Raw genomic sequence first — 12,819 nt, forward strand, 5'->3', positions numbered from 1 at the left:
GTAGCAACGGGCTTTTTCCATGAAGGATCAATCGCTCGAAGGATCAATCACTCGAAGGATCCAGAAAAGCATCGCATGGGAGGTAGCCATGGAAGGAATCATCATGAAAGGCGTCGGCGGGCTGTACTATGTCAGGGATCTGACAGACGGCACGGTGACACCCTGTCGGGCCCGGGGGAAATTCCGGCGCCAGACAGCCCCTTTGCCCGGGGATCTCGTTTCTTATGAACGGGCCGTCCCCGAGGGCATCATCAACGAACTGAAGTCGCGTCGCAATGATCTCATCCGCCCGGCCATCGCCAACATTACGCAGGCTTTCCTGGTTTTTGCGCTGGCTGAACCGGACATCAACTGGGATCTGCTCAATCATTTTCTTCTGGTCATGGAACAGAAAGCCATCCGGCCGCTGATTCTGCTGAACAAAAAGGATCTGGTGCCGGAGGAAACCAGACAGGCTATCATCCAGCGGTTTCTGGGCACTGGCTATGAGTTGCTGTTTATCTCAGCGCTCGATCCGCTGGTCAGAGAGCTGCTGACGGGCCGGCTGAAGGATGAAGTGACAGTCTTGTGCGGCCCCTCCGGAGCCGGCAAGTCCACTCTGCTGAATCAGCTGCTGGGGGAAGAAAAAATGGAGACTGGCGTGGTCTCGGAAAAAATCGGCCGAGGCAAGCATACCACCCGCCATACGGAACTGGTCGAAGTGGGGGAAGGACTCCTGGCGGATACCCCCGGCTTTTCCAACATCGAACCCCAGGGGATCCCGTACCGGGAGCTGAAGGACCTGTTTCCGGAATTTCAGCCTTTTGAAGGCGAGTGCCGCTTCAACGGCTGTCTGCATGACCGGGAGCCAGGCTGTGCCGTAAAGGCACAGATCGGCACCGCCGTCTCACCCGAACGCTACGACTATTACCAACGCATGTTTTTAAAACTCAAGGAGGAAGACAAATACAAATGGGATTGATCGCACCATCGATACTTTCAGCGGATTTTGCCGCTCTGGGACAGGACATCACCGCAATTACACAGGCGGGAGCCGACTGGGTCCATGTGGACGTCATGGACGGCAGCTTTGTTCCTAATATCAGCATCGGACCCATGGTGGTCAAGGCCATCCGGCCGTACAGCACGCTGCCCTTTGATGTTCATCTCATGATCGTTCATCCGGAGCAGTATTTCGCTGAGTTTGCCAAAGCCGGGGCGGACATGATCTCCTTCCACTGGGAGGCGGTATCGCATATCGACCGGGCCGTAGCCATGCTCAAGGAACTGGGCGTCAAGGCAGGTATTACGCTGAATCCGGCCACTCCGGTCAGTGTTCTGAAGGACATCCTGCCCTGTCTGGACTACGTGCTCCTCATGAGTGTGAATCCGGGCTTCGGCGGACAGAAATTCATCCCATACACGGTCAACAAGATCAAGGAACTCCGCGAAATGGCGCTGGACTCAAACCCGGATCTGGTGATCCAGATCGACGGCGGCGTTGATGCCGCCAACATCCGGATGCTGGCCCAGGCCGGCGCGGACTGCTTTGTCGCGGGTTCTGCCGTATTCCGCAACCGCGCCATCCAGGAAAACATGGACCTGCTGCGGGAACAGCTCGCATGAAAGCCCTGATTGTTTCCGGCGGCCGGATTCCGTCGCGGGAACTCCTCGATGAAGTGCTGGCCGGCGGGGTGGATCTCATCATTGGAGCGGACGCCGGAGCCGGCGTCCTGTTCCGGGAAGGCATCGCCATGGACCTGGCCCTGGGAGATTTTGACTCCATTGAACCGGGACTGCTGGAACAGATCCGCAGCCAGACCCCGGTGATCACCTACCAGGTGCGCAAGAATTTTACCGACACGGAGGCAGCGCTGGAGGAAGCCATTGAGCGGGGGGCCACGGACATCACGCTCCTTGGAGCCACCGGCAATCGGCTGGATCACTTTATCGGCAACCTGGGCCTGCTCCAGAAAGCCCGGTCTCTGGGAGCAAAGCTTTTGATCCGCGATGACAACAACCGGATTTTCCTGGCCGATGCCCCACAGAGCATCGACGCTGTCTCAGGCTGGTACATCTCTTTTTTCCCGCTGGGAAGACCCATTCCCGATTTCACCGTGGAAAACGTGAAATACCCCCTGGATCGCCATACCCTGGATTTCGCCACCACCCTGACCGTCTCCAATGAGTTTCTGGAGGGTCCTGCCCGCATCCGATTTTCTCGCGGCCAGGTTCTCGTCTGCATCAGCCGCGACTGATTCCAGGCACGACCAGCTGGGACCAGGTCGCAGTCGTTCACTCGCAGGTGCAGGCAGGGAGCTGTTAGCCCGGGCAGACTCAGGGCTTCGCCGGAGCACCGGTACGATAAAAACAAAAAAGCAGAACCGTGAGCCTCATCAGCTCATGGTTCTGCTTTTATTTTACGGGAATTGCTCCGTCTGGAATACGTCCAAGGGGAACAGCACCGTCTGGAATACGTTCCTTCTGGAATACGTTCAACGGGATTTCGTTCAATGGAAATTCGACCGAAGGGAATCCGGAAGGTTTCGAATCCCAAAAAAGACGAAAAGGCCGGAATTTATATTCTGGCCTTTCAGATTATATTGCTCTTTCTACTTTTCCGGATCTTAAGCATCTTGTGCAAACAACAACTCTTCTAGGAGTACCGTTGACAATTGCTCTGACCTTCATCAGGTTAGGAGCCCAGGTTCTCTTGTTTTGTCTGTGTGAGTGGCTGTAGGAGACACCTGAAACAACGCCCTTATCGCAATATTCGCATTTTCTTGACATTACAACACCTCCTTAACGAGTGTTTTTTACAGCATAAATTAGTATATCACAAATGGTGTTTTATTTTCAACCTTAGACCTGAAACTTTTGATATTTATGTAGCAGCTCCGCAAGGCACTCCATCCGGGCAGGGGACCTGCCGGAGTTATTATATCACAGGAAGCGGGTTCACCCAACCTAAAAATTTGAATCAACCACATTATAAAGGGGAAATTTTCAGCAATTCGATCAGTAAGTCGCGAAGGAGTCCCAGAAGAGTCTCGAATCCGGACAGGATGCCTCAATCACCACGGGATGGACAGCTCAGCTGCCATCCGGGAACAGTGAGCCATGGAATGCCCTTTTTTCATTGATGGCTTTGAGACAGACTGGATCATTTCCCATGGGCTGACTTGAAAACTACCGGGTTCTGGGGTATAGTTTAGGTTCTGCCCGGGGGAAACTGACCCTCAGTCGGATCAATGTACAGGACATGATTGGTATGATCTCAATGTCGAAGGGATGGGGCAAATGCAGGATATTAAGAAGAAATTTACGGGACGTGTGCTGATGGAGACGGTTTATTCCATGCTGGGGGGCATCCTTTATGCCACCGGTCTGAATCTGTTTGTGTTTCCGCTGGGACTGTATATCGGAACGATCACGGGAATCGCGCAGATGGTTCAGGCCATTATCAATTCTCTGGGCAATCTGAATCTGGCGATGACCGGACCGCTGCTGTTTCTGATCAATATTCCGCTTCTGGTTCTGACCTATCGGGTCATTCATAAGGGTTTCTTTTATAAGACACTGCTGACGCTGACGGCTCAGTCCATTGCCATGGCGGTGATTCCCATTGCAGGGCAGCCGCTCATCAATGACTGGCTGACACTCTGTGTTATTGGCGGACTGGTGTCAGGCTTCGGTGCCGGCTTTACCCTGCGTCATGGGGGATCAGGCGGCGGTCTGGATATTCTCGGGGTGTACCTGTCCCTGAAATTCCGCGGCTTCTCCGTAGGAAAAGTATCGCTGCTGGTGTCAGGCATCGTCATGCTCTATGTGGCGGTCAGCTTTCCCATTGAGATCCTGATCTATTCCGTGGTCTTTACCGTGGTGTATTCCCTGGTTCTGGACCGGGTACATTACCAGAACGTCAAGGTGTTTGCGCTGATTGTATCGGAGTCACCCAAGGTTGCACCGTTTATCAATGCCCGGGTGGGGCGGGGCGTCACCCAGTGGGAAGCCACCGGCATCTATTCCAGCTCCAGGAAGAACGTGATTCTGACCATTGTGGACAAATACGAGTTCCGGAATCTGAAGAAAGAGCTGGTAGAGCTGGATCCCCAGGTATTCATGATTGACTCGGAACGGGTCGATGTGACGGGAACCTTCGACAAGCATCTGTTTTAATCCGGGTTCCCCGAATCAGTCATCCGCAAAGCGGATCCGGCCGGATGCCTCTTTGAGCGGACTCATTGATAATTCGACGATTTTATAATAATATTATTAAGATACATAGGTTTTTATCATGAGCTCCTGGTCCCGATTTCAGGCGGGTCCACCCCTGATGAAGGACCGTATTTAATCGCAAAATCGCACAGGAAAAGGTAGATACCATGAAAAGAAGCCGGCAGGGATCCGTTGATCCCGATGCTCCAAACCGTCTGAAGCAAAAAGATGCAATAAATGAATCCGGAGGGAACAACATGATCGGATACACAACTGAAATTGGCAAAGTCAATTACTCAGATGATGTCATTGCCAACATCATTGGCATGGCGACCATGGAATGCTATGGCGTTGTAGGAATGGCTGCAAAGAACACGAGTGATGAACTCTGGGAACTGATCAAGATCGAGCATTTGAATAAAGGCGTCAAAGTCCTTCAAAAGGGCGGCGAACTGACCATTGAAGTGTTTGTGGTGGTGGAATACGGAACCAAGATTTCCGTCATCGCCAATAACATTATCCAGAAAGTCAAATATAACGTAGAAAATTTCACAGGTCTGAAGGTGACCGGCATTACCGTGAACATCGAAGGCGTAAGGTTCTAGGAGGCTGTATGAAGAACACGGTAATTGACGGACAACATTTTCTAAATATGCTGGTTCATGCCAGCAACATGCTGGAAGAGAACAAAGCCTATGTGGACTCTTTGAATGTCTTTCCGGTCCCGGATGGGGATACCGGAACGAACATGAGCATGACGCTGCGCTCGGCGGTGGATTCCATCAAGTCGTCCACCGAAACGTCTCTGGGCAAAATGTCCCGCGATTTCGCCAAGGGAGCTCTGATGGGCGCCCGGGGAAACTCCGGGGTCATTCTGTCTCAGATCTTCCGGGGCATTGCCAAGGGCTTTGAGCACAAGGACGAAGCTACGGCTCCGCAGCTGGCAGAAGCTCTGAAGGAGGGCGCCAATTCCGCCTACCGCGCGGTCATGCGTCCCACCGAAGGAACCATTCTGACGGTCATTCGCGTGGTCGGTGAAAAGGCGGTGGAGCATGATACCGACTCGATCGTCGAACTCCTTGACTATGTCAATCAGGTCGCCTCTGACACACTGGACAAGACGCCGGATCTGCTGCCGCAGCTGAAGGAAGCCAAGGTCGTGGATTCAGGCGGCATGGGTCTGGTCATCATTCTGCGCAGCATGCTCGAAGCTCTGCTCAGCGACCGCAAGGAAGTCCTGCGCTCCGAACTCACTCCGTCGGGAGCCGTCGAAGGCCGCGGCGCCATCGCCGCTCCCACCGACATTACCTTCGGCTACTGTACGGAATTCATCGTAGCCGGGGCAGTCCGGGATCCCAACTTCCAGAGCTATCTGGAGGCGCGCGGCGACTCCATCGTCTTCGTCACCATGGATGATGTGACCAAAATCCACATTCATACGGAGAATCCGGGCGAAGTCATGCAGGAAGCCCAGAAGCACGGAGAACTTCTGAAAATCAAGATCGAGAACATGCGGGAGCAGAATCGCACGCTGCATCAGCATGAAGAATCGGAGTTCGTGAAGAAAAATCTCATCGAGGAGACCGCGGCAGAAGCTGAGGCTGCAGAAGCCGGGGAGAGAAAACCTTACGCGTTCATTTCCGTAGCTGCCGGGGAGGGCCTGCGGCAGATCTTCGAGGATCTGGGCTGCGACTATGTCATTGAAGGCGGACAGACCATGAATCCGTCCACTCAGGACATCCTCAATGCCGTTGAGAAGCTCAACGCCGAGGAGATCTTCATTCTGCCCAACAACAAGAACATTATTTTAAGTGCCAACCAGTGCCTGGATCTGACCGAAAAGAGCGTTCATGTCATTCCCACCAAGACCATCCCCATGGGGATCGGCTGTCTGGCGGCCTTCAATCCGGAAGTGAACCTGGAGCGTAATCTGACGTTGATGGAGGATGCCCTGAATTCCGTGAAGTCGGCGCAGATTACCTACGCGGTCCGGGACACGGAAATCGAAGGCAAGAAGGTTTCAGCCGGGGACTACCTGGGACTGCTGGAAAACAAGATCAAGCTGGTGGAACGCGAAATATATCCCATGGCCGAAAAGCTCATTGAAATGATGATTTCGGAAGACTCCTCCATCATTTCGGTCTACTACGGCAAGGACACCAGGGAAGAGGAAGTGGCGGAGTTCGTTGCGCGACTGGAAGAAACCTATCCGGACTTTGAGATCATCAGCTACGCAGGCATGCAGCCGCTGTACTATCTCATCATGTCTGTCGAATAAACCGGCGACTTCACCGGCAAGCGAACACACAGAAAAACCGGGAATCGACTGTTCCCGGTTTTTCCGATATTCAACCGGAGGCCGTTCCCGGCTTCCAGGAGAAACCAGAGCCCGGACGATCCCAGGGGAGCGCGGGCATCACCCATTCGCCGCTCGGCCGGCGCCAATGGAAGGAGGCAAACATGCAGCTGGATGACGACATCAAAAGCCTGAAGGGCGTAGGAGAGAAGACGGCGCAGCTTCTCCACCGGGCAGGCATTGAATCTCTGATGGATCTGATTCTGTATTTTCCCAGAGACTATGAACGGATCAGCGAGATGGATCCCCATGCCTTTGACACGGAAGAAAAGTTCCTGGTGCGGGCACAGTACCTCAGCGCATCGCGTCCCGTGCGCACCCGCACCGGCAAGACCATGACGACGCTGACCTTTGACTCAGCTTACGGGCCGGTCAAAGCCATGTATTTCAACATGCCTTATGCAGCCAAAAGCTTCACGGCCGGCCAGACGGTGAACCTCTACGGGAAATTCAAGCGGGTGGGTTCGGGTCTGTCCATCACGAATCCCAAAGTGATGAAGGAGGAGGAAACCGGCGGACCGGAGGGCGGCAAAATCATTGCCCGCTATCCGCTCAAGGAAGATCTGACGGACAACCTACTGCGCAAGCTCGTGAATCAGGTTCTGGCGAATATCCGCATCGCGGAGAATCTCCCGACGGAAGTGCTTGCCGCCTACGCCTATCCGGCTTTGGACGAAGCAATCCGGACGATCCATAATCCGGAATCAGACCGGTTTGACAAAGCGCTGGAACGGCTCAAGTTCCAGGAACTGTTTGCCTATTCCATGAAAATCCAGGCCGCCCGGGAACTCCGGGCCAAGGATCATTCAGGCATCGTGTTTTCCATGAGTCCCCGGCTCCGGGAATTCAAGGAAGCCCTGTCCTACGAACTGACCCAGGCCCAGTCCCGTTCGATCCGGGAGATCCTGCTGGATCAGAAGAAGGATCTGCCCATGAACCGGCTGCTTCAGGGCGATGTCGGCTCGGGCAAGACCATTGTGGCACTGACCGGGCTGTTCAATGTGGTGGAAAACGGCTATCAGGGCGCACTGATGGTACCTACTGAAATACTGGCGGCCCAGCACTACGCGGACTTCCTGACCATGCTGGAACCCTTCGGCATTGAGGTGCGCTACCTGGTCGGATCGCTCAAAGCCAGGGAAAAGCAGAAGGTCAAGGAAGCCATCGCGTCCGGCCGCCCCATGGTGGTCATCGGAACTCACGCGATTCTGGAAGAGGATGTGGCCTTTCCCAATCTGGGACTGGTGGTCACCGATGAACAGCACCGGTTCGGCGTCAACCAGCGCCTGAAATTCATCGGCAAAAACCGCCATGTGGACGTCCTGGTCATGAGCGCTACGCCGATTCCGCGGACGTTGGCCCTGCACCTGTATTCGGACCTGGATTTATCGGTCATCGACGAACTGCCGCCGGGGCGCGAACCGGTGCTGACCCGCAGCTTTACCGGTCCCGGCCAGGAAAAGGCCTATGCCCTGGCCTTGAAAGAGATCGAAAAGGGACGGCAGGTCTACGTGGTCTGTCCGCTGATTGAGGATAATGACAAACCGAATCTGACTTCCGTAGGCAAGCTGACGCAGGAGCTCTCCGCCGGTCCGTTCCGGGATTACACCGTGGCCATGATCCACGGCCGGATGAAACCCAAAGAAAAAGAAGCCGTCATGGACTCCTTCAAGACGGGAAACATTGACGTGCTGGTATCCACCACCGTCATTGAGGTGGGGGTCAATGTGCCCAATGCCTCCGTCATGATTGTACAGAATGCCGAGCGCTTCGGATTGTCGCAGCTGCATCAGCTGCGCGGCCGGGTTGGCCGGGGCAGCTATCAGTCTTACTGTCTGCTGCTGGCCGCGTCCAACGCGGACAACACCCGGCAGCGCCTGGAAATTATGACATCCACCAACGACGGCTTCAAAATCGCCGAGGCGGACCTGAAGATGCGGGGCACCGGTGCGATTTTCGGCACCAACCAGAGCGGGGACTCCGGACTGACCCTGGCCAGCTTCATTCAGGACTATCATCTGTTCCTAGAAGCCAGCAAGTGGGCAGCCCGTATCTTCCGCTCCGAGGAACCGGCTCACCGCCGGATCAAAGAGGAGATCCTCTCCCGACTGGATGAGAACATCCACCTGATCTGCTTGAATTAATCCACTGCCGGTCGCCGGACCGAAAGGCAATTGACAGGAACCCGGATTAACCGACAGATCGAAGGTTGGCGAACCAATCGACGGTTCGAAACCCGTCGGATCAGGAGAGGGATCAAAGTCAGCCAGATCAGCAGAGGGATCACAGTCTGACGAATCAGCAAAAGGATCAGCAAAGGGATCAGCAGAGGGATCGGACGAGGGATCGGCCGAGGGATCGAAAGCAGTCAGAGGAAGTGACGGATCATATATAGAATGCCAGGAGGAATAACGATGAGAATCATTGCAGGCAAAGCCAGGGGTCGCAAGATCCTGGGACCGCAGAATGAAGGGCGTGACACCAAAACCGGGGAAGTCCGGGCGACCCGACCGACACTGGACCGGGTCAAGGAAGCCATGTTCAACATTATTCAGTATAAAATCGAAGGGGCCAGGGTTCTGGATCTGTTCGCGGGGACGGGCTCTCTGGGACTGGAAGCGGCATCACGCGGTGCCGGCCAGGTCATTCTGGTGGATGCCTTCCGCGAAACCTATGATTTATTGGTTGAAAATATAAGAAACTTGGGGTTTAATGAAGAGTGTAAATCCTTTCACATAGACTATCGCGAAGCGCTGAAGCGTCTTGGCGCAGAGGGCAAGCCCTTTGACCTGATCTTCATTGATCCGCCGTATCTGAACGAAATGATCCCCGTAGCGGTGGAGCAGATCCACAAATCCGGGCTTCTGACCAAAGACGGGCTGATCGTGACCAAGATTGACACGCGGGAGGATATTGACCCCGGCTGCGCGCACCTGTCCATTGTTCTGGAGAGAACCTATGGCAATACGACGCTGGTATTCTATCAATACGAAGAAAAGGAAGAATAATGGTTCAAACAGCAGTATATCCCGGATCCTTCGATCCGATCAGTCTAGGACATCTGGATATCATCGAGCGGGCTTCCTCGATTTTTGACAAAGTCATTGTGGCGGTCCTCATCAATACCGATAAGAAAGGGTTCTTCCCGATTGAGGAACGGATCGAGATGATCCAGCTGGTGACCAGTCATCTGCCCAACGTTGAAGTCAGAGGATTCTCTGGCCTCACAGTCAATTTCTTGAAAGAAGCGGGGGCTCGGGTTATAGTTAGGGGACTTCGCGTCGTATCGGATTTTGACTTCGAACTGCAGATGGCGAATGCCAATCGGGCCATGGAACCTCAGATTGAAACCCTGATGATGATGACCAGTCCGAATTATTCCTATCTGTCATCCTCTCTGGTACGTCAGGTCATGCACTTTGGCGGCAACTTGGAAGGATTTGTTCCCGGACCAATTATCGAGCGGCTCAAGCAAAATTATTATAAATAGCGTACAATAGGAAAGAGAGCAATCAATTACGGTTCGTCGAAGCGGCGGGCCGGCAAGAATCAAATAATCAGCCCGCGGCGGATGATGAGCCCGTCGGGCCAGGATAAGGTGGAATGACATGGAATTTGAAAGAAATGATATGGGAAAACATAAGATCGAACTGATCCGGCTGGTGGAGATTCTCCAGGATGAAATCGATCGCTCATCCAAGGTCCCGTTCTCGAGCAAAGTCATGGTTAACCAGGAGATTGTGACAGACATTATCAACGAGATCATCCAGAGCGTGCCGGCGGACTTCAACACGGCTCAGTATGTCATTGCCGAAAAGGACCGGATTCTGGATGATGCCAACAACGAGTACAACCGCATCAAAATGGAAGCGGAGGAAATCATGCGCAGCCAGGTCAATGAGCACACCATTGTCCGGGCAGCGGAGGATAAGGCGCGCGAGATCGTCTCCAAGGCCCAGACCGAAGCCAAGAACATGCGCCTGGCTGCCCGGGATTACGCATACAGCCTCCTGTCTGATTTGGAAAAGGAGCTCCAGCTGCGGTCCAATGACGCCATGGTAGCCTTTAAGAAAGATATGGAGGATTTTGTGACCGGTTATCGCCAGTCCATTGATTCAACGACCCAGACGGTCCGGGAGAATATCCAGGAACTGTCCACCATGAAATAATACGGCCGACAAAGCCGAATGATCCCCATTGATCAGTTCAAACCCGCCGAACCGCGGGTTTCCTCTGCATTATGACCAAATCCAACGATAAAGGATGATCCAAATGGACTTTAGCAAACGCGCTCTTCCGCTCCGGCTCCTGGTACTGGCAGTGGGCCTGACCCTCTACGCGGTGGGAATTTCTGTCACGGTTCGCGCCAGTATTGGCTTCTCCCCCTGGGATGTCCTGCATCAGGGAATCTCAAACCACACCGGTTTGTCCTTTGGCACCGTGTCCACGCTGGTAGGCATTGTCATCCTTTTATTCAACAGTTTGTGGAAGGAACGCATCGGCTTTGCCACCATCGCCAATGCCGTCATGATCGGCATCATTCTCGATGTAGTGCTGCCGCTGATCCCGAAAAGTCAGAGCTATCTCACCGGAATTCCCATGATGCTGGCGGGTCTTGCCATCATCGGCTTTGCCACGGCAATCTATATTTCGGTGGGCCTGGGAGCAGGTCCCCGCGACGGCATGATGCTGGCCCTGACGAAAGTCACGGGGAAAGATGTGGCCCTCATCCGCAATGCCATCGAGATCATCGTCACGCTTCTGGGATTCATTCTGGGCGGCCCAGTGGGGCTTGGTACCGTAATTACCGCCCTTTCCATGGGCTTTTTTGTTAAGCTGGCCTTTTCTGTCACTGGTTTTGATCCCTCCCGGATCACCCACCAGTACCTCGGGCTGTCCTTAGTCAAAGACTACCTGGCGCGTCAGTCCGCGAAATAGAGCCTGGACCAAGCGCAAAAAAGACACCCTGCCACTTCGCCGGAACAACTTGAACCGGCAGAGGGCGGGATGTCTTCTTTTTATGTTGATTCGCTTTTTTCTGATCCTTAATCCTTAATCCTTAATCCTGGATCCGCAGGGGATGAGTATAATCAGAATTCGGAGCCAGGGTGGGGGAAAGCAGGCTGTAGAGGCGGGCAGCCATGAGATCCGGGAGGAAGTCGGCTTCTGATACTTCCGTGGCACTTTGAATTGCCTGGATGGTGCGGGTCTTGCGGGTCTGTGCCAGAAACCGGGCACCCTGGCGGTTCAGCGCCAGAATTCGGGTGTAGCTTGGCAGCTGCCTGCGCCGCTGGTCGTAATTCAGGCTGTCAAAGCCAAGGGCAAGGTGGAGCAGCAGCCGGCGAATTCGGGTGTAGGTGAGGCGCCGGGTTTTCATGGCCAGGGCAAAGTCCTGAATGGACTGGTCGTTCAGAAGCGGAGCCTGATTGGCGATGCGCTCCCCAACCCCGTTTCGGGCTTCCGGGAGCGACTCAATGGCCTGGGGAAACAGGCTGAGTCGATAGCGCAGAATCAGTTTCAAGCGGTCTTCGTCCAAAAGGAGCTCGTCGCTGAGTCCGGCAAAGAGGGCGGCGACCTCTGCGGGTAGTCCGGCCAGTGTCTGGCCGGTGTTACCGGCCAGCAGAGCCTGGCGCAGTGCGGTGGCTGATGGGAACTGTCCTGTTTCCAGGCTGGTGGCGTGATAGCCCAGACCCTGACGGCGGATTGTATGGAAATTCAGGCTGGAGCCCATCTCCTGTGCGGCCCGGACGTATTCTACGGCCAGAATATCATTGGGGGATTCCATGGCGCTCTCCAGACCGGGTGATCCGCTGAGCTGACTCAATGCCAGGGCTCTGGCCCTGGGATAAGTCAAACCCTGAGCCAGCAGCTCTTTCAGATGGACTTCCATGGATTCTTTATTTTCTGTGAGCAGACGGGCAACTGTCTCAATTTGTGTCAGATTGCCGGACTCCGACCCAAAACTCAGGGTGCCGGCAGGATCCAGCCCCTGGGCAATGGCAACGCCGCCCCGGGCGAAAAATTCCGCAGAGGATGTGGCATAGACCGCCGGCAGTTCCACGACCAGGTCACAGCCTCCCGCGAGAGCCAGCCGGGCCCGATTGAACTTGTCCAGGATAGCCGGTGCGCCGCGCTGGACAAAATGCCCGCTCATGATGCTGACGACGGTATCCGGAGCCAGTTCTTCCCGAATCCGGCGGATTTGGTAGCTGTGTCCTTTGTGAAAGGGATTGTATTCGCTGATGATGAAAACAGTCTTCATGGCT

At 54.5% G+C, this 12,819-nt stretch carries 13 protein-coding genes; 11 read left to right on the top strand and 2 right to left on the bottom strand.

Annotated features, from left to right (window positions below):
• The first annotated feature begins 88 nt into the window (after window positions 1–88).
• Genes rsgA through P6M73_RS07210 form a run of 3 tightly spaced genes read left to right on the top strand, consistent with a single transcriptional unit; the run spans window position 89 to window position 2,237 of the window.
• Window positions 89–961, top strand: coding sequence for a ribosome small subunit-dependent GTPase A (gene rsgA / locus P6M73_RS07200; protein WP_277855432.1), 873 nt, complete (start codon window positions 89–91; stop codon window positions 959–961).
• Complete coding sequence (gene rpe, locus P6M73_RS07205) at window positions 952–1,605, top strand: ribulose-phosphate 3-epimerase (RefSeq protein ID WP_277855433.1); 654 nt, start codon at window positions 952–954, stop codon at window positions 1,603–1,605. The genes rsgA and rpe overlap by 10 nt, the downstream gene beginning before the upstream one ends.
• Complete coding sequence (locus P6M73_RS07210) at window positions 1,602–2,237, top strand: thiamine diphosphokinase (protein WP_277855434.1); 636 nt, start codon at window positions 1,602–1,604, stop codon at window positions 2,235–2,237. The genes rpe and P6M73_RS07210 overlap by 4 nt, the downstream gene beginning before the upstream one ends.
• 340 nt (window positions 2,238–2,577) lie before the next feature.
• Here P6M73_RS07210 and rpmB read toward each other — a convergent pair whose 3' ends face one another.
• Window positions 2,578–2,769, bottom strand: a complete 192-nt coding sequence (gene rpmB / locus P6M73_RS07215; RefSeq protein WP_277855435.1) for a 50S ribosomal protein L28 — start codon at window positions 2,767–2,769, stop codon at window positions 2,578–2,580.
• Window positions 2,770–3,279: 510 nt separating this feature from the next.
• Here rpmB and P6M73_RS07220 point away from each other — a divergent pair.
• From P6M73_RS07220 to P6M73_RS07255, 8 genes are all read left to right on the top strand, one after another.
• On the top strand, window positions 3,280–4,158 hold the full coding sequence (locus tag P6M73_RS07220; protein ID WP_277855436.1) for a YitT family protein: 879 nt from the start codon (window positions 3,280–3,282) through the stop codon (window positions 4,156–4,158).
• Between the two features lie 296 nt (window positions 4,159–4,454).
• Entirely contained in the window at window positions 4,455–4,802 is a 348-nt protein-coding gene (locus tag P6M73_RS07225; protein ID WP_277855437.1) for an Asp23/Gls24 family envelope stress response protein, read from the top strand.
• An 8-nt stretch (window positions 4,803–4,810) separates the two neighbouring features.
• Window positions 4,811–6,475, top strand: coding sequence for a DAK2 domain-containing protein (locus P6M73_RS07230; RefSeq protein WP_277855438.1), 1,665 nt, complete (start codon window positions 4,811–4,813; stop codon window positions 6,473–6,475).
• A 137-nt stretch (window positions 6,476–6,612) separates the two neighbouring features.
• A complete protein-coding gene (gene recG / locus P6M73_RS07235; protein WP_277855743.1) occupies window positions 6,613–8,697 on the top strand; it encodes an ATP-dependent DNA helicase RecG in 2,085 nt (694 codons plus the stop codon).
• A 270-nt stretch (window positions 8,698–8,967) separates the two neighbouring features.
• The gene (gene rsmD, locus P6M73_RS07240; protein ID WP_277855439.1) at window positions 8,968–9,561 is read left to right on the top strand and encodes a 16S rRNA (guanine(966)-N(2))-methyltransferase RsmD; all 594 of its coding nucleotides are present in this window, start codon (window positions 8,968–8,970) and stop codon (window positions 9,559–9,561) included.
• Window positions 9,561–10,043 (top strand): pantetheine-phosphate adenylyltransferase, encoded by a 483-nt coding sequence (gene coaD, locus P6M73_RS07245; RefSeq protein ID WP_277855440.1) that lies wholly within the window; start codon window positions 9,561–9,563, stop codon window positions 10,041–10,043. The genes rsmD and coaD overlap by 1 nt, the downstream gene beginning before the upstream one ends.
• Window positions 10,044–10,161: 118 nt before the next feature.
• A complete protein-coding gene (locus tag P6M73_RS07250) occupies window positions 10,162–10,722 on the top strand; it encodes an ATPase (RefSeq protein WP_277855441.1) in 561 nt (186 codons plus the stop codon).
• Window positions 10,723–10,825: 103 nt separating this feature from the next.
• Entirely contained in the window at window positions 10,826–11,491 is a 666-nt protein-coding gene (locus P6M73_RS07255; RefSeq protein WP_277855442.1) for a YczE/YyaS/YitT family protein, read from the top strand.
• 121 nt (window positions 11,492–11,612) lie between these two features.
• Here the strand turns inward: P6M73_RS07255 and P6M73_RS07260 are convergent, their stop codons facing one another.
• Window positions 11,613–12,815, bottom strand: a complete 1,203-nt coding sequence (locus P6M73_RS07260) for a tRNA(Met) cytidine acetate ligase (protein ID WP_277855443.1) — start codon at window positions 12,813–12,815, stop codon at window positions 11,613–11,615.
• Window positions 12,816–12,819 lie beyond the last annotated feature (4 nt).

The sequence above is a fragment of the Anaerococcoides asporogena genome (assembly GCF_029590275.1).
Taxonomy (GTDB): Bacteria; Bacillota; Clostridia; order Clostridiales; family Clostridiaceae; genus JG1575.